The sequence below is a fragment of the Paraburkholderia rhizosphaerae genome (genome assembly GCF_004366595.1).
GTDB lineage: Bacteria > Pseudomonadota > Gammaproteobacteria > Burkholderiales > Burkholderiaceae > Paraburkholderia > Paraburkholderia rhizosphaerae.
The window spans coordinates 185,170-205,610 of sequence record NZ_SORE01000001.1 but is presented as its reverse complement, the minus strand read 5'-3'; the positions used below and the strand labels follow the sequence as shown (position 1 = coordinate 205,610).

Annotated in this window: 17 protein-coding genes; 10 read left to right on the top strand and 7 right to left on the bottom strand. The window is 63.0% G+C overall.

Annotation, left to right across the window (positions count from 1 at the left end; translation table 11 throughout):
* Window positions 1-394: 394 nt before the first annotated feature.
* A complete protein-coding gene (locus BX592_RS00845; RefSeq protein ID WP_134189747.1) occupies window positions 395-619 on the top strand; it encodes a hypothetical protein in 225 nt (74 codons plus the stop codon).
* Window positions 620-658: 39 nt separating this feature from the next.
* Here BX592_RS00845 and BX592_RS00840 read toward each other — a convergent pair whose 3' ends face one another.
* A complete protein-coding gene (locus BX592_RS00840) occupies window positions 659-1,375 on the bottom strand; it encodes a hypothetical protein (RefSeq protein WP_134189746.1) in 717 nt (238 codons plus the stop codon).
* Window positions 1,376-1,854: 479 nt separating this feature from the next.
* On the opposite strand from BX592_RS00840, the gene BX592_RS00835 reads away from it, so the two are divergent.
* Window positions 1,855-2,841, top strand: a complete 987-nt coding sequence (locus tag BX592_RS00835; RefSeq protein WP_134189745.1) for a zinc-dependent alcohol dehydrogenase family protein — start codon at window positions 1,855-1,857, stop codon at window positions 2,839-2,841.
* Between the two features lie 56 nt (window positions 2,842-2,897).
* On the opposite strand, the gene BX592_RS00830 is transcribed toward BX592_RS00835, so the two are convergent.
* Complete coding sequence (locus tag BX592_RS00830; protein WP_134189744.1) at window positions 2,898-4,010, bottom strand: hypothetical protein; 1,113 nt, start codon at window positions 4,008-4,010, stop codon at window positions 2,898-2,900.
* Between the two features lie 476 nt (window positions 4,011-4,486).
* Between BX592_RS00830 and BX592_RS00825 the strand changes: the two genes are divergently transcribed.
* Window positions 4,487-6,949, top strand: coding sequence for an EAL domain-containing protein (locus tag BX592_RS00825; RefSeq protein ID WP_134189743.1), 2,463 nt, complete (start codon window positions 4,487-4,489; stop codon window positions 6,947-6,949).
* 103 nt (window positions 6,950-7,052) lie between these two features.
* Here the strand turns inward: BX592_RS00825 and BX592_RS00820 are convergent, their stop codons facing one another.
* Window positions 7,053-7,928 carry an aldo/keto reductase gene (locus BX592_RS00820; RefSeq protein WP_377681580.1) on the bottom strand — a complete coding sequence of 292 codons (876 nt, stop codon included), beginning with the start codon at window positions 7,926-7,928 and terminating at the stop codon, window positions 7,053-7,055.
* 185 nt (window positions 7,929-8,113) lie between these two features.
* The gene (locus tag BX592_RS00815) at window positions 8,114-8,515 is read right to left on the bottom strand and encodes a RidA family protein (protein ID WP_134189741.1); all 402 of its coding nucleotides are present in this window, start codon (window positions 8,513-8,515) and stop codon (window positions 8,114-8,116) included.
* A gap of 383 nt (window positions 8,516-8,898) precedes the next feature.
* Here BX592_RS00815 and BX592_RS00810 point away from each other — a divergent pair, with 383 nt between their 5' ends.
* Both BX592_RS00810 and BX592_RS00805 read left to right on the top strand, forming a co-directional pair.
* Entirely contained in the window at window positions 8,899-9,438 is a 540-nt protein-coding gene (locus BX592_RS00810; RefSeq protein WP_134189740.1) for a carboxymuconolactone decarboxylase family protein, read from the top strand.
* 521 nt (window positions 9,439-9,959) lie between these two features.
* Complete coding sequence (locus BX592_RS00805) at window positions 9,960-11,207, top strand: MFS transporter (protein ID WP_134189739.1); 1,248 nt, start codon at window positions 9,960-9,962, stop codon at window positions 11,205-11,207.
* 22 nt (window positions 11,208-11,229) lie between these two features.
* Here the strand turns inward: BX592_RS00805 and BX592_RS00800 are convergent, their stop codons facing one another.
* A complete protein-coding gene (locus BX592_RS00800) occupies window positions 11,230-12,354 on the bottom strand; it encodes a lysylphosphatidylglycerol synthase transmembrane domain-containing protein (protein WP_166676282.1) in 1,125 nt (374 codons plus the stop codon).
* 481 nt (window positions 12,355-12,835) lie between these two features.
* Here BX592_RS00800 and BX592_RS00795 point away from each other — a divergent pair, with 481 nt between their 5' ends.
* Window positions 12,836-13,141 carry a hypothetical protein gene (locus tag BX592_RS00795; protein WP_134189737.1) on the top strand — a complete coding sequence of 102 codons (306 nt, stop codon included), beginning with the start codon at window positions 12,836-12,838 and terminating at the stop codon, window positions 13,139-13,141.
* A gap of 245 nt (window positions 13,142-13,386) precedes the next feature.
* Here the strand turns inward: BX592_RS00795 and BX592_RS00790 are convergent, their stop codons facing one another.
* Complete coding sequence (locus BX592_RS00790) at window positions 13,387-14,157, bottom strand: DeoR/GlpR family DNA-binding transcription regulator (protein ID WP_134189736.1); 771 nt, start codon at window positions 14,155-14,157, stop codon at window positions 13,387-13,389.
* 387 nt (window positions 14,158-14,544) lie between these two features.
* Between BX592_RS00790 and BX592_RS00785 the strand changes: the two genes are divergently transcribed.
* From BX592_RS00785 to BX592_RS00770, 4 genes are all read left to right on the top strand, one after another.
* On the top strand, window positions 14,545-15,531 hold the full coding sequence (locus BX592_RS00785; RefSeq protein WP_134189735.1) for a 2-keto-3-deoxygluconate permease: 987 nt from the start codon (window positions 14,545-14,547) through the stop codon (window positions 15,529-15,531).
* Window positions 15,528-16,934, top strand: coding sequence for a four-carbon acid sugar kinase family protein (locus tag BX592_RS00780; protein ID WP_134189734.1), 1,407 nt, complete (start codon window positions 15,528-15,530; stop codon window positions 16,932-16,934). Before BX592_RS00785 ends, BX592_RS00780 begins: the two co-directional genes overlap by 4 nt.
* 14 nt (window positions 16,935-16,948) lie before the next feature.
* Window positions 16,949-17,950 (top strand): 4-hydroxythreonine-4-phosphate dehydrogenase PdxA, encoded by a 1,002-nt coding sequence (gene pdxA, locus BX592_RS00775; protein ID WP_134189733.1) that lies wholly within the window; start codon window positions 16,949-16,951, stop codon window positions 17,948-17,950.
* Window positions 17,951-18,241: 291 nt separating this feature from the next.
* Window positions 18,242-19,534, top strand: coding sequence for an MFS transporter (locus BX592_RS00770; RefSeq protein WP_134189732.1), 1,293 nt, complete (start codon window positions 18,242-18,244; stop codon window positions 19,532-19,534).
* Window positions 19,535-19,598: 64 nt separating this feature from the next.
* On the opposite strand, the gene BX592_RS00765 is transcribed toward BX592_RS00770, so the two are convergent.
* Window positions 19,599-20,351 carry an SDR family NAD(P)-dependent oxidoreductase gene (locus BX592_RS00765; RefSeq protein ID WP_134189731.1) on the bottom strand — a complete coding sequence of 251 codons (753 nt, stop codon included), beginning with the start codon at window positions 20,349-20,351 and terminating at the stop codon, window positions 19,599-19,601.
* Between the last annotated feature and the right edge of the window lie 90 nt (window positions 20,352-20,441).

Below are 20,441 nucleotides of genomic sequence, written 5' to 3'. Positions count from 1 at the left end.
CATCCGATGTGTCAATCTGAATCCGGAAGTCCAACATGAAATCGCTTTATCGCATTGACGGCGCGCAGGCGCCGTTCGACGTTTGCTTCATTTCCGTTTCCCCTCTGTCGCTCGTCACGGTGCCATGCACGCCGTCGACGTTGCATACGTAGCTAGCGCGTAAGCGCTTGACCGGATGCGCACCGCGCATCTGTCTACGTCGCTTCAGGTCAAACAGAGGGGATTCCATCATGCAGTTGACGCAACGCCATGCCGGCCTCGGCAGGGCGAGGGCATCGCTCGACTTTGCAAGCGGTGCATATCTCGGCCTGGCCGTGCTTTGCCATTTATCTCGCGACTCGCTCCTGAGCGAACCACGTCGTGCAACCCCGAAGCCCCGGACGGAGCTCGCGCGATGAACTGGTTCGACTTTCACGAGTTCACAAAATGGGCGCCATTACCGGGCGGGTATCGGCTGTTTCTGCCGACGCGGGCGGATTTCGAACTGTTCGCCGCTTTCGTCCGCTTATGGTTTCCCGATGTCGGCGTCGGCGCAGCTAGCTGTCCGACGTGGGTCCTCGATGCCTGCAGGAACGCTTATGACGCGTTGTGCGCAAGATGGCTCGGGCGCGACGTATGACAGCCCGCGCGCGGCCGGACTCAGTCGTCCGCGTTTGCACTACTTGGGATCGCTTCCGGCAATAAGGAATAGCGGTAACGGCGGTTCAGGCGGTACAAGGTCGGGAAGCGGCACGAGCGTCGCTGGCCCACCGCGCTGATCCCGCAGTCTGAACGCCTGGATGCTATCGGGGCGCACGTCGAATCCGGCTTCATCGAAGGCGGTATCGAGGTAGCCGGAAAATGCGCGTGCCCAATCGCGCGCGTTCGGGTAGACAAAGGCGCCATTGTTCGGATCAAAGGTGGTGAAGCTATTGTCCGGATTGTGCTGGACCAGCAGCGCATGACCGCCTTGAAAACCAGACATCACGCCGGTTTGGTGCAGCCCCAACCCGACGATCGCGAGGTCGCCCGGCCGGCTTAGACGCTCATTCAGACGATCCATCATCGTGTTGACTTGTGTGGTGTGGTCCGGTGTCTGGTCGTAATCGAATCGTATCGCCGGGCGCTGATCGAAACGCGTCAGTTGCAGCGCGGCCCGATTGCTCTGGAAGTTCTCGATTCTGTCGAACATCTGGTCAGCGAGACTGATACCGCCATTGGCCTCCGTGCGCATATGCGTCACGGCTTCCAGCAGATTGTTCGCGTCGTTCCGGTCGATGCGGCGCATCGCCTCCCGGACGATCCCTTCGCACGTGCCTTTTCCGTCCGCGCCGTTACGTGTGCGGCGGTAGTCCATCTGATCGAACTTGATATGCGTGCTTGCGCCCTCATCCAACGCGTCGCCGCCCCGGCACTCGCGGAATTCGGAGCCTCCCCCGCACGTGCCCAGTACCCCGCCGCGCTTGGTTCGTTCATGCGAATCCTGCGCATCGGTTCGAATGGGTGGAAGAGTGGTCCTGGTCGCCCGGACATCGCCTTCGGGGCGCGTGGCTGCAAGGCGGCCTTGGTCCGACCCACTGCACGTCTGCGCTGTCGCGAGCTGTCGACGCGTAATCGGTTCCGGTTGAGGCGGGTCCCAGTGGGCGCCGGCCCACGTTCTATTTGGTGTAGTTTCCATATCGCTCGAAAAATGGGTCAACAGGCGCGCATTCGATGCCGCGTGTGAAGCGATAGGGTTATTCAGCATGAGTCGGCTGTGGGGCTGAATAGTCGCTACGGTGCGACCGATGAGCGCGCGGGCTTGCGTCGCCCGCGTCGAAAACTATGCTGGTGATATCTCTTCCGATATCGCAATCGCGGAACAGGAGTCCATCCATGCACGCGATGCTGTTCGACGGCACTGCGCCGCGGCTACGCGCATCCGAACTTCCCGACCCGCTGCCGGCCGCGGGCCAGTTGCTGATCGAGGTGCACGCGTGCGGCGTATGCCGCACCGACCTGCATGTGGTTGACGGTGAACTCGAGCATCCGAAACGGCCAGTCATTCCGGGGCACGAAATTGTCGGCACGGTGGCGGCGCTCGGTGCCGGCGCAACCGGATTTGCACTCGGCGAGCGCGTCGGTGTGCCGTGGCTGGGCAGCACCTGCGGCCATTGCCGCTATTGCGTGGCAGACCGGGAAAACCTGTGCGATACGCCCGGCTTCACTGGCTATACGATTGACGGAGGCTACGCGCAGCGCACGGTTGCCGATAGCCACTACTGCCTGCACTTGCCCGAACGTTACACCGATACCGAAGCCGCACCGCTGCTGTGCGCGGGGCTGATCGGTTACCGCACGCTCAGCATGGCGGGCGACGCTGAACATATCGGTATTTATGGCTTCGGTGCGGCCGCGCATATCGTTGCGCAGGTCGCACGACATCAAGGTCGTCGCGTTTACGCGTTCACTCGCAATGGCGATTGCGCCGCACAGCAACTCGCGTTGCGTCTCGGCGCTGCGTGGGCTGGCGGCAGCGATGAAACACCGCCGCATACGCTCGATGCCGCGCTGCTATTCGCGCCGGTCGGCGCGCTCGTGCCGCGTGCGTTACAGGCGGTCGTGAAAGGCGGCATCGTCGTGTGCGGCGGCATCCATATGAGCGATATTCCCTCGTTTCCGTATGCGTTGTTGTGGGGCGAGCGGCGCGTGGTGTCGGTGGCGAATTTGACGCGCGAGGACGGCGCCGCGTTTATGCGCATCGCGAACGACGTGCCGTTGAAGATCGAAACAACCGCTTATCCGCTAGCCGATGCGAACCGCGCGCTCGATGACCTGCGTGGCGGCCGCGTGTCGGGTGCCGCCGTGTTGACGATGCGTTGAATCTTCATCGACGCGCACCGGCTGGTTAAACAGCGCGTGATGTCACCTACGGCCGCCTAGCGCCACGGCTCCGAAATCGCTGCTGCGAGCGCGAGTTTTTCGCGCACCAGCGCGGCGACATCGGGCGTGTGCGCCGATTGCGCGGATTGCTCGGATTGTGGCGAAGCGACGTGCGCCTCGATGAACTTGACGACCGCGTTATGCACGGTGCGCATCGACCATCCGTCAATGCCCGCGATACGTGCCGGCGTACGCTTGAGTTCGTCGACAAGGTCGCGCGCGTCGTCAAAACGGGGGGTGACACCGCTGCGTGCAGCGAACCCGGCAGCGCTTTCTGCCGCATACGCAGGCTCGTTACCCAGCCGGTCGATGTCGAGCACGATGTCCGCCGCGTTCGCGATGCGCAACGCGCAAAGCGCCCACAACGCGATAAATGCGCGGTACGCGTGGGCGCCTTCAATTGTGCGTGCGTACTGTTCGCAGACCGCGGCATACGCGTCTTCCGATGCGCTTGAGTCGTCTGGTAGCCGCACTTCGCAGGCGTCGATCACGGCCTTCACGATCGGCTCGCGCCGGTTCAGCCCCAGCACACGCAATGGCGCGGCAACGAAAAACGTATTGCGCCATTCCTGCTGCAACAGCCAACCCGACGCGAATTGCGAAGCGGGATTGCGCATCACGGCGACGTGGAGCGCGGCCGGAAACGCTTGCTTGAGCCACGGCAGTCTCCCCGACGAACGACAGAATTTGAATACCGGCATCTTGCCCGCGTCGAGTGTGCGTACGGTGAGTTCGTGCAGATACGCATGGAGCGCCGGAAACTCCATGTCCGGCGTGTCGCCGAAACGATCGATGCTAAAACGCCTGCGATAGCCCGGCACGCCGCGTGCGCCTTCGCGCATGAACGGGCGGTATTCGGCGAAGTAAGGTGCGTTGAGAGCGGGATGGCCTGAGTTGAAGGTGGGCTTGAGCGCGGCGAGATCGGCGAGCTTCAGGTCGGCAATCACATTGCTGAGCGGTTCATAAAACGCGGTAACCGAATCGAGCGCGCGGAATCGTGACCATACCCACGTGCCTGCGCTGCGCCAACCCGTATGCAGGAAAACGCCGCGCGACTGATGCGCTGCGTCGTCGTTTAGAGGAAACGGACTAGTACCTGGCATCGACATCGGTGGCCTTCCTTGCATGCATGCGGAATGGAGCGTGCCGATTATAGCCAACGCGGCTAACGCCTGACTGACGCGGCGTTGGCCGTCCCGCTTGCTGCACGGCATGGGTTTGCATGATGCACGTTGGGCAACCGCCTATTCGCCGGGCATCGTCGAGATGACTAACGAATTCGCCGTCCGGGAATACCCCGGATTGCCGCGTCGCGGCCGACCCCATAGAGTCTGAGCGGATTAATACAAACAACTCAAAACCGCATAACAATGAAGCTGCCCGTCAGCGCAATCGATCCTGGGCCGGATCGGAAGTTGCGCGGCCGACGTCCGGCGCGCGACACGGGGTTGCACCGGTACCCGCACCCGCACGATCGCAGCGGCACGAGCCGCGCACAAAGATCGCGTCGCGCTGTAGCGAGACGGAATAACGCGATATTCGCCACGTATGTAGCGATGCGCGATGTCACGAATGCTGCGCTTCGATGAAGCCGGCCGCGCGTAACGAACGAAGCCGCATACGGCGCGTCGATCGTACGACCGCCGCGCTGCTATCCGTGTGGCTGGTCGCCGCCGTGGTGACGATCTTCGCGTGGGTGAGCATCACGGTGATGTCGGTATTGCTCGCGTACATCGCGGGTCAGAATCAATGGTCGAGAGCGCAAAAGGATGCGGTGCGCGCGCTCGAGCGCTTCGCGCACACGCGCGCCGAAAGCGACTATCAGGCGTTTCTCGGTCATATCGTCGTGCCGCTCGCGGATCGGGTCGGCAAGCTCGAACTGAACAAGCCCGTCCCGGATCACGACAAAGTGATCGACGCACTACTGAACGGGCGGGTCGAGCGCGACGATATCGACGGAATGGTATGGCTGTATCGCAACTTCAGACACGCGCCGCTCTTTCGCGAGGCAATCACCTACTGGGACCGCGGCGACCAGTCCATTTTGCAGTTGCGCGAGATCGGCACGCGGTTGCATGCGGTGGTCCGTTCGAGCAGCTCGCCCGAGCTGGCAATACCGGTGGCGATCGAAGAGATCGAAGCGGTCGACCAGCAGGTGACGCTTGCCGAAGAAGGCTATTCGCGCTCGTTGAATAAAGCGTCGCATGTCACGCGTAACGTGCTGATCTTCGCGTTGACCTCGTCGGCGCTGTTGTTGCTGACGGTCGTCACGCTGTTCGTGCGGCGCTCGTTTGCGCGCGGCGAACGTCTCGAAGATGAACTACGCAACAGCGAGAAGCTTGCCGAAGTGACACTTGCGTCGATCGGCGACGCGGTGATTCGCACGGACGAAGCAGCGCGCGTGACCTATTGCAACGCGATTGCCGAACGCATGCTCGGGCGCCCGCTGGCGCAGATGAAACTGCAGCCGTTCGACGCAATCTGCGAACTGCGCGATGAAGGGACCGGCACGCGCATCGCGCACGGCGCCGAATGCACGCGCGTGCAGTGCACGCAAGCGCACGACGGCGCGCAACCCGCGTATTACATCGTGCGGCCGGACGGCAGCCGGGTCGAGGTCGACTATGCGGCAACCACGTTGCGCGATGGAGACGGCAACGCGATCGGCATGGTCACCGTGCTGTATGACGCCAGCGCCGAACGCAAGCATGCGGCGCAACTCCTGTATCAGGCGACGCACGATGAGTTGACCGATCTGCTGAACCGCCGCGAGTTCGAGCGCCGGCTGGCGAACGTGCTCGCGCACGGCACGGATGGCGTGGCCGGCTATGCGGTGATGTTTCTCGACCTCGATCAGTTCAAGATCGTCAACGACACGTGCGGGCATGCGGCCGGCGATGAACTGATTCGCCACGTCGGCGCAACGCTGCGTACCTGTCTGTCGGATCAGGATGTGCTCGCGCGTCTGGGCGGCGACGAGTTCGGCGTCGTACTGCCGCACTGCGCGATCGCGGATGCGCTGCAAATCGCAAACCGGCTGTGTGACGCGATTGCGACGATACGCATGCCTTGGTCCGAGCGGACGCTGACCACCGGTGCGAGCATCGGGCTTGTCAGCTCGTGCGCGCGGCTTGCATCGCTGAAGGAAGTGATGAAAGCCGCGGACGTCGCCTGCTACATGGCGAAGGAAAACGGCCGCAACCGCGTCCATTTGTTCAGCCTCGACGATCAGGCGCTGTCCGCGACCAATACGCAGATGGAGTGGGTCGCGCGCGTGAAAGCGGCGCTCGACGAAGAATTGCTGTGCCTTTACGCGCAGCGTATCGACCCGGTGCTACACGGCACGGAAGCTGACGCGCAACGCGCGCACGACACGCATATCGAAGTGCTGTTGCGGATGAAAGACGCATCGGGGGCACTGGTGCCGCCCGCCGGATTCGTCGAAGCGGCGGAACGGTTCAACCTGATGCCGGCGGTCGACCGCTGGGTGATCGCGCACGCGTTCGCCGCGCTCGCGAATGGATGGCATGCGGCACGCACATGGTCGATCAATCTGTCCGGTGCGTCGCTCGTTGATGAGCATCTGTTCGATTACATCGTCGCGCAGCAGCGCTGTCATGGCATTTCATTCGACCGCGTGTGCTTCGAGATCACCGAAACGGCGGCGATTACCAACTTGCAGAAAGCGACCGCGCTGATCGGCAGGTTGCGTGCGCTCGGTTGCCGCTTCGCGCTCGACGATTTCGGCACCGGGATGTCGTCATTCGAATATCTGAAGCATTTGCATGTCGACTATCTGAAGATAGACGGCAGCTTTATTCAGGACATCTTGCACAGCGCTCCGGACCGCGCGATTGTGCAGTCGATCAATCAGGTCGCGCATGCAACCGGCAAACGCACGATCGCTGAGTTCGCAGACGGGCTCGCGATTGTCGAGTGTCTGGCCGACATCGGCGTCGATTTTGTGCAAGGTTACGGAATCGGTGTGCCCGAACCGCTTGAACCGCTCGAAGCATCGGGGCGGCAGCATGATGCGCTGATGGCCTGAGCGGGTCGCCTGAATACGGCAATCGACCGTTGCAACGAACGATACGAGTACCGCGGCGAGAGCCGCTATCGGCGGCGCGAAGATGCGATGCGCGAGCGCGTCGTCACGCATTGACGGCGTCGGCGATCTGCTTGCAAAGCGCTTTGTCCGGATACGGGCCGACACCCGCATGCACATTGTCGATCATGTATTCGGGCCGCCCAGTGCCAGGAATCACGACGGTGACCGCAGGTTGCGCGAGCACGAATTTGAGCAGCACTTGTGCCCATGTCGTGCAGCCGATTTGCGCAGCCCATGTGGGCAGTGGCCGCTTGCTGATGCGAGAAATCAGACCGCCGCCGCCGAATGGCTGATTGATCACGACGCCGATACCGAGGTCCGCCGCGAGCGGCAGAATGCGTTGCTCGGCGTCGCGGTCGTCCGCGGCATAGTTGATTTGCACGAAGTCCGGTTTCTCGCTGCGCATCACAGCTTCCACTTCGGGAAACGCGCTCGACGTGTAGTGCGTGATGCCGAAATAACGAATCTTGCCGCGCGCTTTCCAGTCGCGCAGTGTCGCGAGCTGCGTGCGCCAGTCGACCAGGTTATGCACTTGCATCAGATCGATACGTGGCTGCTGGAGCCGGCGCATCGATTCTTCCATCTGTGCGATGCCGGCCTCGCGGCCTTCGGTCCAGACTTTGGTCGCGACAAACGCCTTGCCGTGCGCATCGAGCCTGGTTAGCAGTGTGCCCGCGACCGCTTCGGATGTGCCGTACATCGGCGATGAATCGATGGTCGAGCCGCCCGCTTCGAATAGCACTTGCAGCACGCGTGCAAGCCGCGCCTGCGCATTCGCATCGTCGCCGACGTCGAACGTGCGCCACGTGCCGCAGCCGATCACCGGCAGCGGTTCACCGGTGGATGGAATCGGGCGGCGCGTCATGCGCGGCAGCGGCGCGGCGTCACCTTGCGCGCGCGCAAGCTGTTGCAAGGACATCGAGAGCGGCAAGCCGAGTGTGACGCCACTCGCGGCACGCAGAAAGCGGCGGCGTCCGCCGGGCTGGGCAGGTTGCTGCATGAGCGGTGCTCCTGCATCGCAAAGGGGTGACTGCACGATACGTCATTTCGTCGGAGCACGGGCAAAGCTCAACCCGGAGGTCGACCGGGAGGCCGACTGCGGGATCAACCTGGTCGCCGCGCGATGAAATCGATCTCGACGAGCGCGTCGCGCGCGAGCCCGGTCACGCCGATGCAGGTGCGCGCAGGCAACTTGCCCGGCGGGAAGTAAGCGGAGTAGACCGCGTTTAGCGTCGCGTAGTCGCGCTTGAATTCGGTGAGAAACACACGCGCGTTGACCACGTGCTCGAGGCCCAGGCCGACTCCTTTCAGCACGATGATCAGGTTGTCCATCACGCGCTTGGTTTGCGCGGCGACGCCTTCGGGCAGCGGCGCGGCATCGTCGTCGGGCGAGGTCGGCATCTGGCCGGTGATGAATACCCAACCGCCGGATTCGGCGGCGTGCGAGAAAGGTGCGACGGGCGTTGGCGCATCCGGGACCATCCAGAACTGCGTTGTTTCAGACATATGACATCACTCCGCGAAAGGCGTGCAGCGACTGCAAAAGTAGGCGTTTGCGCAAGAAGATCAACCGGCGGTACCCGATTGTCTTAAGAACACGGGACAGTTGGGCGCCCGCTGTCGGGCGCCAATGCGCAGTGTCGCACTACAAAAAAATTCGCGTGCCGTGGCGCGCAACCGGGCCGCATTCACGCGCTGTATTCAGGCGCCGCGATTGCGCGATATCGCTGCGTGCCTGGCGGGAATGACAGTTATGACCGTCGCCCGGCTAGTTCTGACGCGTTAGATCGATCACATTAACGACAACGAAAAGCGCAGTCGCGCAGTAAAGCGCCGCGCCGTCGCCCATTCTGTTTCATCGCTTCTGTTCACCTCAAGGAGAAACCAGCATGACCACGATCAACGTTCCGACTCGCGACGAAGTGTCCGCGTCCAATCAGGCGATTTTCGACAAGCTGAAGAGCAGCCTCGGCACCGTGCCGAATCTGTACGCGACGCTTGCGCATTCGGAGCACGCGCTCGGCAACTACCTCGCGTTTCAGAACGGCAAGAGCAGCATCACGGGCAAGGCGCGCGAAGTGGTGAACCTGGTGGTCAGCGAAGTGAATGGCTGCGAGTATTGTCTCGCTGCGCACACGATGATCGGCAAGTCGCTCGGCTTCACCGATCAGCAGATTCTCGAGATCCGCGGCGGCAAGGCCAGCTTCGATGCGAAGCTCGATGCGCTTGCGCGCGTCACGCGCAACATCGCGGTTAATCGCGGGCATGCGGACGACGCAGTCGTCGATGCGTTCTTTGCGGCCGGCTGGACCAAGGCGAATCTGGTTGATGCGATTGTCGTGATCGGAGACAAAACGGTGACGAACTATCTGCACGGGACTACGCACGTGCCGGTGGACTTCCCCGCCGCGCCGAAGCTTGCGGCCTGATTCGGGTTACCGCAACGCGCGTTTTCAAACGCTTTCCAATGGGTCGACATGCGGGCAGTTGTGCCACTGCCGGTGTCGGCCTTTCTTTTTCTTTTTCGGCTCGCGCGATTTCGCATGCCGCAACGCGCTGATCCATGCTCAGCAAAACTTCTGACGCGGTGGTATGTTGTCGCCTTGCTCGCGCGCGGCAAGGGACCATACCGGGCGCGGCGGCACGTGTGATCGCGCAATACCGTCATGCGGTTCGCGTTCGCGCCCACGGTGTTTCTCTTTACTGTCACTCAATTCTTATAGGGTTCGGCGTCGCGGCTAACACCGCTGCGTGACGCACCCCCGTATCGAAAGACTGTTCCGGAGACAGGGTTTATTGGTTGACGCGCATGCCGTCAAAGGCAATATCGCGCGCGTCAAACCTGCGATATCGCAGCGATAAAAGAAACGCAGCTCATGCAGCGATAACGAAAAGGCAGCGCCCGGACCGGCACGCCCGGATGTTCGTTCCAATCAACACCAGCCTTAACATGATGATCGAAAGCAATAATCCGGCAAGCAATGGCTCGCCGGGAAATGAGGACTCGTCCCCGCTGCGCGCGTGGCTCGCGGTCGCTTCGGTGACCATCGGCGCGTTTGCGTTCGTGACCACTGAATTCTTGCCAGTCGGCCTGTTGCCGCAGATCGCGCGCGATCTCGGCGTGATGCCCGGCACCGCCGGCCTGATGGTGACGACACCCGGCGTGATCGCGGCGCTTTCCGCGCCGGGCATGATGCTCGGCGCGGGCCGTATCGACCGCCGTTACATTCTGATCGCGCTATCGATCATGCTGCTCGCGTCGAATCTGATTTCCGCGTTCGCGCCGACTTTTACGTTGATGCTGGTGGGCCGTGCGTTGCTTGGTGCGAGCCTCGGCGGCTTCTGGACGCTCGCGCTCGCGGCGGCGGGGCGACTTGTGAAACTGCACGAGGCCGCGCGCGCGACTGCGGCGATTCTCGCGGGCGTGACCTGCGCGACGGTGATCGGTGTACCGCTTGGCACGCTGATTTCGGAGCTTGCGTCGTGGCGCGCATCGTTTATGGCGTCCGGCGTGCTGGTTGCGGTTGCACTGATTGCGCAAATCGCGCTCGTGCCGTCGCTGCCGTCGAGCGCGGCATTGCGTTTCGCGGACCTGGTCGAACTCGTGCGGCGCGCGCATCCGCGCAGAAGTTTATTGATGGTCTCGCTCGTTTTTGGTGCGCACTTCTCGTCCTACACGTATATCGCGCCGTTCCTGTTGCGCGATGCGGGCTTTAGCGTATCGAGCATTACGTGGGTGCTGCTCGGCTTCGGCATTATTGGGTTCGTGTCGAATTTCGCGGTGTCGACGGTGGTCGGGCGCAATCTGAAAGGCGCGCTGCTGACGATGGCCGTATTGCTCCTCGCCGCGCTGTTGACCATGCCGTTGCTCAAGCAATCCGCGTTTGCCGTGACGGCGATGGTGATGGCATGGGGCGTCGCGTTCGGCGCGATCCCGTTGTGCATGAGCGTGTGGATCCAGCGTGCGACGCCCGATCTGCCGGAAGCGGGGTCGGCGATGTTTGTCGCGATTATTCAGGTCGCGATTGCGGTCGGGTCGTCGGTCGGCGGGACGATTGTCGATCGCGTGGGCATTCCGAGCGACTTCTGGTTTGGCGCGGTGCTGGCGGTGCTCGGTATCGTGGCGATCTCGAGTCTTCGCGCGCCGGGCACCCGCGCGGATGTGGCCGAACTCAGCGAGCGGGTTGGCGCGGAGTAATGTCCGCTCGCTTTGGAGCTGGTTATTCGGTGGCGGGCATTGCCGCGCGCCGCCGCCAGGCAAGCGCGAAGAAGGCCGCGGCACCGAGCATCAGTGGGAAATAAAGCGTGGCGAAGCGCCAAAGGACCAGCGCAGTCGCCATTGCATCTTGCGGAACCCAGTTGGCAAATGCTGCCGCGAGCGCCAGGTCGCCAGCGGCGCCGCCGGCTGGGATCCCTGTCCAAAGGGCGGCATGCAGAACCACAGCCTGCACCGCCATCACGAAACCGAGCGGTAACCGGTAACCGAGTTCGACCAGCACGAACCACAGCACGCCATAGCGCGGCAGCCATTGCAGCGTGGTAAACAGCAGCAAGCCGGCAACCCGGTGGCGAGACCCTGACATCAGCAGCTTCGCTTGCTGATGCACGCTGTCGCGGAACTTGTCCCAGCGGGATCGCAGTGCGCCGAGCCATTGTATGCGGTCGCACGCGGCATCTAGCGCGCTCGAGATTTTCCGGCGACACGTCCATAACGTGACAATAAGGATCGCGACAGTTACCAGCATTTCGACGACGACAGCGATGTCCGGCCGCGGCACGACCTGAGCTAGCGGACCGAGAGCGAACGCCATCGCGAGCGGCACCGTCACCGACAAGAAAGCCAGATCGAGCGCCTGGTCCGCACCGACGACCGTCGTGGCAGTCGCCCACGAGGCTCCGGCGCGCTGAAGCAAGCCGATATTGACGCCATATCCCGCTGCACCGAGCGGCGAGGCGAGGAAGGCAGAGTCGGTGACCAGCGCGATTCCATACGTGCGCATGAAAGGCAGGCGCAATCCTAGCGCCGATTGCATCAGGTACTGCTTGCCGGCCTTACCCAGCGCGCTTGCAGCGGCGCTTGACGCTAACACCAGGAAGATGTGCAGCGAGAGGGTTCGCAGGCCGGCAAACGACTGGTGCGAACCCAGAACAAAAGGCGCGCCCGCGGCCAGACCGACGCCGAGCACAGCCAGCAACGTCGCCGTGTGGCGTTTGAGAGATTTGCTCAAGAGCGTCGCTCCTGAACTGGCAGGAGGGCAGCGGGCCTGAGTGCGCGCGAGTGGCGCTGCGCTGCGGCGAGCGGACGGATATTCATGCGGCGATAGGGATCGTTCCAGCAGCGTCACTACCTGGCATGAGCGCGACGCGAGACAACTCGACGCTGGACAGCAGCGCCGACGGTTCGCGATCGTACCAGCTTTCGCACCGCGGCGATGGGCAGGTTGCTGGGAATAATCACGTCCGAAAACCGATTCTACGTGTCGGTGTGCCAGCGATATGCCGTTGCGTTCCGTGCATTTCTTGAATCGGCAGTTGTGACTGGCCGTCAGCAGGCTCTCGGTAATTGACCTATACTATGGTGGAAGTGCTTAAGACAATCAGACCCTATTAGGTGTTTTGCATAGGCCTTGGTATCGAGCGATCAAGTTGCCGCGGCCGCCAGTCAGGACAGCGGCGGATTCTGCCGGGCGCAGACGAAATGCTCTCCGCGACGCGCATCGTGTCAATGCGGATAAGAGCACGGGCGGTGGCGGATTGCTCAATACGTGGTCGCGCAAATGGCGATCGGCTGCGTCTATTTCAGCCCAATCATGGAGGAGCGAATCTATGAACAAGGTAATCGGCACATCAATCGCGGCAGTCGCCGCACTCGCGCTGTCGGGCGGCGCTTTTGCACAGAACAATACGCTGGCGACGCCGAGCGTGGTGTCGCCGGTGGCTGCGGCTGCGCCTGCTGCTAATGCGACGAACGGCTATGGCACGCCGGGCGCTACCGGCTCGGATAGCGGCACTAGCGGGGGGGCGTCGAATTCGGGGGCGCAGAAGAGTGCGAATGGTGCGGCGCCGGCTGCTACTGCGTACGGGGTGAATAACACGCTGGCGCGGCCGAGTACTGCGTCGCCGGTGCAGTAACAGCAGTTAACAATGACAGCCCGGCGCAAATGGGCGTAAGCGCGGAGCGGATAAGCGCTTCAATTGCGTAGAGCGCCGTTGTTGCAGACCCACATCGTCCCATGCTGTCAAGTTCCGCCGAAAGGCCGCTGTCTTTACGGGCAGCGGCCTTCTCTTGAGAACCTATGAGAACAGTCTTCCCCTCGCGCCGTATTTATTTCCCGCTGCACCCGACAATAGCGGGCTGCGTTAACTCCGCGTTGCACTTACTCCGCGCCCGCACTTAACACCGTCACCTCGCTATGGCGACCAAAACTCGCCAGCACCGGCGCATCGCGCGTCGCATCGGTAACAAGCGTCCACGCCCGCTCCAGCGGCGTCCAATGCTGCTGACTCGCATGATCGAGCTTATTCGACGTCACCAGTACAAACACGCTAGCCGCCTGGCGAATCACGCACTCCTTCAAATAAGCCTGCTCCGTGCTCGCCTCACATAGCCCGCGTCCGGCCACCACGCCGTCCGCACCCAGAAACGCCTTATCCACCGAAACCCGGCTTAGCGCGAGCTGCGCGATCGGCCCAAGCGTACTCATACTCGACGGCCTGACATCTCCGCCGATCAGCGTCACCGCAATATCACTCGCCGCAAGCACGCCGATCACGAGCAGATTATTCGTCACGACCCGCAAATCGCGCCGGCCAGCCAGCAACCGCGCCATCGCCGCGGTAGTGGTGCCGCCATCGAGAAAAATCGTATCCCCGTCCTGCACCTGAGCCGCCGCCACGCGCGCGATCGCTTCCTTCTGTTCGCGAAAGCTCTGGCGGCGCGTCTCCAGCGATTCTTCCGGTTCATGCATACCCACCGGCGCGGCCGCACCGCCATAAGTACGCACGATGCGGTGGTCTTCGGCGAGTGCGCGCAAGTCGCGCCGCACCGTCGCCTCCGACATGCCAAAGTGCTCGCACAGCGCGCCGACATCGGTCATACCCGACAGCACGGCTTTAAGCATTGCCTCACGACGGTTTGCTACTTTCATGGTGCTCCGTGATCAAGGACGTCTGCGGCACGGCCATTGCGCGAAGGCCGCGTAGTTTAGCGAAGCGCGGGCGCGGACACGCAAACCGCATCGCAGGCGATACTGCGAGGCGCCGCCCCAGCTAAGCATGGCGCGCAAACCCTGCCGCCAATTTTGCGCGAATCGATCATTTTGAGGGCAAGGCCGCGCGTGCTGCGCGAGCGCTCCGAGGTGCGCCGCGGATTCGTCGATGTCACCGACAAAACCCTGAAGAAACATGCCTAAGCGTAAACCCTCGGCGCGCTCAAGGTTGCACGATCCGTCAGCACGCCTTAAACTTCAAATTGATCGAATCAGTCAAAATAATGATCGAATCGCTAAGCCTTAGTCAATCCGGAGACACCTCAAATGGCTCAAATTCGTATCAAGCGCGCAATCGAGCGCGTGCCCGGCGGGATGATGATCGTACCGCTGCTGCTCGGCGCGCTGGTCGCGACATTCGTGCCGGACATGCCGAAGTTCTTCGGTTCGTTCACCAATGCGCTGTTCACCGGCGCACTGCCGATTCTCGCGGTGTTCTACGTCTGCATGGGCGCGAGCATCGACGTGAAGGCGACGCCATATATCGTGAAGAAGGGCGGTGCGCTGTTTGCCGCGAAGGTCGGCACGGCGATCGTCGTCGGTGTCGTGCTCGGCCACTTCCTCGGTGAACGGCCGATCACATCCGGTCTTTTCGCCGGACTATCGACGCTCGCGGTCGTCGCCGCGATGAACGACACGAACGGCGGCCTGTATATGGCGCTGATGGGTCAGTACGGCCGCTCCGAAGACGTCGGCGCGTATTCGATCATGTCGCTCGAATCCGGTCCGTTCCTGACGATGGTCACGCTCGGCGTCGCCGGGCTGTCCGCATTTCCGTGGCAAACACTGGTAGGCAGCATCCTGCCGCTCGCGTTGGGCATGCTGCTCGGCAACCTCGACCGCGAGATGCGCGAGTTCCTCGGCCGCGCGGTGCCGGTGATGATCCCGTTCTTCGCGCTCGCACTCGGTGCCGGTCTCGATCTGCACAAGGTCTGGCAAGCCGGCCTGCTCGGCATCGGCCTTGGTTTCGCCGTGGTGATCGTGACCGGCATTCCGCTCTACTTCATCGATCGTCTGACGAACGGCACTGGCGTGGCCGGCATCTCGGCGGCCAATACCGCGGGTAACGCGGCGGCGGTGCCCGCGCTGATCGCCGCGGCCAACCCGGTGTACGCGGACGCCGCGAAGAGTGCGACGCTGCTCGTCGCCGCGTGCGTGGTGGTGACCGCGATCGTGTGCCCGATCCTGACCGCGGCAGTCGCGAAGCGCAAGGCTGGGCAGCGCGTCGAACGCAACCGGGAGGCGGTGCAGTGAGCATGTTGATCGTCGCGGACGACCTGTCCGGTGCCGCCGATTGCGCAATCGGCTTTGCCAACGCCGGGCGTCGCACGGTCGTCGCGCTCGGCGCGGACGAAGCAGTGCAGGCCGCGCATGATGCGGCGGCCGGCCGCGCCGCCGTGATCGCGCTCGATACCGATTCGCGCCGCCTCGCGCCCGCCGATGCCGCAACCCGTGCATCGCAAGCGTGGCGGGCGCTCGGTGGTACCGGTACAGAAGCGCAAGCGCAAGACGCAAGCGTGCGCACGTCGACACGCCGCCTGTACAAGAAGATCGATTCGACACTGCGTGGCAATTGGGTCGCCGAAGTCGCGGCACTGCAGCCGTTGGCGGGTCTGGCGATTGTCGCGCCGGCGTTCCCGGCCACCGGCCGCACGGTGCGCGACGGCCGCGTCTACGTGCGCGGCGTGCCGCTCGGCGAAACCGACACGTGGCAGCTCGAGCATGCGGGCCAGACCGCCGACTTGCAGCCGATGCTCGAAGCGGCCGGCTTGCGCACCGCGCAGCTCGCCGTCGATCGCCTGCGCAGCATGCAACCCGACGCACTCGCGCAGACGATTGCCGCGTACACCGATAACGGCGCGCACGCATTGATCGTCGACACGGAAAGCGAAGCGGACCTGAACCTGCTGGCGCGCGCAACGCTTGCGCTGCGCGAAGCGTTCTTCTGGGTCGGCTCCGGAGGCCTCGCGCGCGAACTCGCCGCGCTGCCCGCATTGTTTGACGTCGACGCGCCCGCACCCATTTCGCCGGTGCGTCGCGAGGGCCCGATTCTGACGTTAGTCGGCAGCCTGTCCGCCGTCTCTGGCGCGCAATGCGCGCTGCTGCGCGAGCGTACCGGCATGGCCGAATTGACTGTGCCGCCCGCGGTGCTGCGCGATGTGGCGAAGCATCCAGACAGCGCAGCCTGGCAGGCGAAGATCGGAGCGCCGCTCGCGGCCGGCGCCGATCTGCTGGTGCGGATCGGCCGCGACGACGCGTTCGACCCGGCCGAAGGCGCGCAATTGTCGACGGCACTCGCCACGCTCGTCGAACCGCACATCGGTCATATCGCGGGCCTGATTGCGACCGGCGGCGAAACCGCACGCGCGATGCTGGGCGCCGCTGGCATCGGCAGCCTCGAACTGCTGTCCGAAGTCGAGCCGGGCGTCGCGGTCGCGCAACCATCGGACGACGCACGGCGGCTCACGATCGTCACCAAGGCCGGCGCCTTCGGCAGCGAGCATGCGCTGTATGGCGCATGGCTGCATCTGCGCGGCATGCAGGAGCGCGCGCAGGCAACGGGTCACGGCGCGGGTCACAGCGCGTCCGGCAGTCAGCGTCATCACGAGCCGTGCCGTGAAGCCGCGACCGCAAACGAACATCCCTCTGAACATTGAAGCATCAGGAAGCCATGAGCCACTATCTCCCCGTAATCGGCATCACGATGGGCGACGCCGCCGGCGTGGGTGCCGAGATCATCGTCAAGAGCCTCGCGCATGAAACGGTTTATCAACAGTGCCGACCGCTTGTGATCGGCGACGCGAAACGGCTCGAGCGTGCGGCGGAAATCGTCGGCAGCCCCGCGAAGGTGCGTCGCATCGAGCGTGCGGCCGACGCGCACTATGAACTCGGCACGATCGACTGTATCGACCTGGGCCTGATTCCCGCCGATCTGCCGTTCGGCAAACTGTCGCCGGTCGCCGGCGACGCCGCGTACCAGTACATCGCGCGCGCAGTCGACCTCGCGGAGAGGAACGAGATCGACGCAATCTGTACCGCGCCGCTCAACAAGGAAGCGCTACATGCGGGCGGCCACAAGTTCCCCGGCCACACCGAGATGCTCGCGTACCTGACCGGCGTCGACGAAGTCTCGATGATGCTGGTCGCGCCTCAATTGCGCGTGATTCACGTGACCACGCACATTGGCATCATCGACGCGATTCGCAAGATCGAGCCAGGCCTCGTCAAGCGCACGATCGAGCGCGGCCACGCGACGCTCGTGAAAGCGGGCATTGCGAATCCGCGCATCGCCGTGTGCGGCATCAATCCGCACGCGGGCGAAAACGGTCTGTTCGGCTACGGCGAGGAAGAAGAGAAAATCGTGCCGGCGGTGCTCGAATTGCGCGAACGCGGCTGGAATATCGAAGGACCGCTGCCCGCGGATACGCTGTTTTTCCGCGCGGGGCGCGGCGATTTCGATCTGGTCGTGGCGATGTATCACGACCAGGGCCATGGGCCGGTGAAGGTGCTCGGCCTCGAAGCGGGCGTTAACGTGACGGTCGGGTTGCAGGTGGTGCGTACATCGGTCGATCACGGTACCGCGTTCGATATCGCGGGCAAAGGCATTGCGGACGAAGGCAGTCTGCTCGAAGCGCTGCGCCAGGGCGCGGAACTGGCGACGCGGCGCGCGTAAGCAGGCTCAATTGAAGGTCGCTGTATAGGCCCGGCCCTGCATTAGCGGCTCGATCGAACGCAGCGAAGGTTAGAACGGCGGACAGTCGGCAGACTGATTCGCCGTTTTTCTTTCGCGCTCCTTTCGATGGGCGATGACGTCTATCGGCTACGCACAGTCAAAAAACTGGCATGCAGGGAATAATGCCGCACGCAAGGTGTTGTCACTATCTGATGTCCTCTGTCTGCGGCTGGTTGGCGCGCGGGACGGCTGGACACCGATCGTGTCGTCATGCGGAAAAGCCCTTCAGCGATGAATACCCCTGAAACACAAGTCCCTTTTATTCCTCACCGTCCGTTGATGGGCAGCGACCATCGGACACTCGTGCTGGCCGCGCTCGGCGGCGCGCTCGAGTTCTACGATTTCGTGATCTACGTGTTTTTTGCGGCGGTCATCGGACAGCTTTTCTTTCCGCAATCGATCCCGGACTGGCTGCGCCAGGTGCAAACGTTCGGTATTTTCGCGGCCGGCTATATCGCGCGTCCGCTGGGCGGCATCATCATGGCGCACTTCGGTGACCTGATCGGGCGCAAGCGGATGTTCATGCTAAGCGTGCTGTTGATGGCGTTGCCCACGCTGTTAATGGGTCTGCTGCCAACCTACGACGTCGTGGGCCTCGTCGCGCCGGTGCTGCTGCTCGTGTGCCGCGTGTTGCAGGGCGCGGCGGTCGGCGGCGAAGTGCCGGGCGCGTGGGTGTTCGTGTCGGAGCATGTGCCGCAGCGCTATGTCGGTTATGCGTGCGGCACGCTCACGGCGGGATTGACCGCCGGCATTCTGCTCGGCTCGCTGATTGCGTCGGCGCTCACGCACCACTATGGGCATGATGAAATCGTTGCGTTCGCGTGGCGCATTCCGTTTCTGATCGGCGGCCTGTTCGGTCTGCTGGCTGCATTCATGCGCCGCTGGCTGCAGGAAACGCCGGTGTTTATCGACATGCAGCAGAGCAAGTCGCTCGCGGCCGAAGTGCCGTTGAAAGCGGTGATTCGCGACCATGGCGGCGTCGTGCTGGTCTCGATGATCCTCACGTGGACGCTGACCGCGGCGATCGTCGTCGTGATCCTGATGACGCCGACGCTGCTGCAAAAGCGTTTCCATCTCGATGCGTCGACCACGCTCGCGGCGAATTCGGTCGCGACCTTGTGCCTGACGTTCGGCTGTATCGTGTTCGGCTCGATCGCGGGGCGCTTCGGCGCGGCACGTACGATTTTCGTCGGTTGCCTGCTGCTCGCGGTGTCGTACTACCTGATGATGATGCACGTCGCGGCCGATCCGTCATCGCTGGTGCCTTACTACGGGGTGACCGGCTTTTTTGTCGGCGCGGTGGCGGCGATTCCGGTCGCGATGGTTAAAGCGTTTCCGCCGACGGTACGATTCTCAGGTATTTCGTTCTCTTACAACATTGCGTACGCGGTGTTCGGCGGGCTGACGCCTATCGCGGTGTCCTTGATGCTGAAGTCGAATCCGGACGCGCCGCAACTGTATGTGGCCGTGCTGTGTGTGGTGGGTGCACTGGTGGGCTTCGTGATGCGCGGTGCCCGTCAGTAAGAACGCGATGAACGCGCACCCGCAACCGCGGGCCGACCGCCCGCGCGCGGCAGCTCGTACGACGTCACGCGCTCGTGCCGCCGTCCACCTTGATGCTGGCACCCGTGACGAACGACGCTTCCGGGCTGACCAGCCACGCGACCATATTCGCGACATCCTCGGGGTCTCCATAATGGCCGAGCGCGATCGAGCCGCGAATGCGTTCCGCGAGCGGGCCGTTGGCGGGGTTCATATCGGTATCGATCCGCCCGGGCTGAACATTGTTGATCGTGATGCCGGCGCCGCCGAGGTCCCGCGCGAGCGCCCGCGTCATACTTGCTATCGCGCCTTTCGTACACGCATACAGCGAGGCGCCGGGAATCGGCACATAGTCGCTCGTGATGCTGCCAATGTTGATGATTCTGCCGCCTTTGCCCATGAATCGCAGCGCTTCCTTGATCGCCACCAGCGGGCCGCGCACGTTGACCGCGAGCATCTGGTCGATATCGTCGACTGGAATCTCGTCGATCACGCCCGTACGGAGTAGCCCCGCATTATTGACAAGTATGTCGAAACGCCCGAATTCGGTCGCGGTGGTCGATACTGCGGATTGCAGCGCCGCAACATCGCCGCTGTCCGCATGCAGCGCCATCGCGTGACCGCCGTCACGGTGTATTTCCTCGACGATCTGCCCGGCGTCCGCTTGCGACGCCGAGTAGGTAATCGCAACCTTTGCGCCTTCGGCGGCGAGCCGCTTCGCGATGGCCGCGCCAATACCACGTGAACCGCCCGTGATGAGCGCGGCTTTTCCATCAAGATTCTTTTTCGATAAGAGCATGCGAATTTCCTTTTTCGTTCAGGGAAGCATCAGCAAAATTCTAGCGAGCCGGCACGCTTGATTTGTGCCAAAGTTCGCGGGGAAATCAGC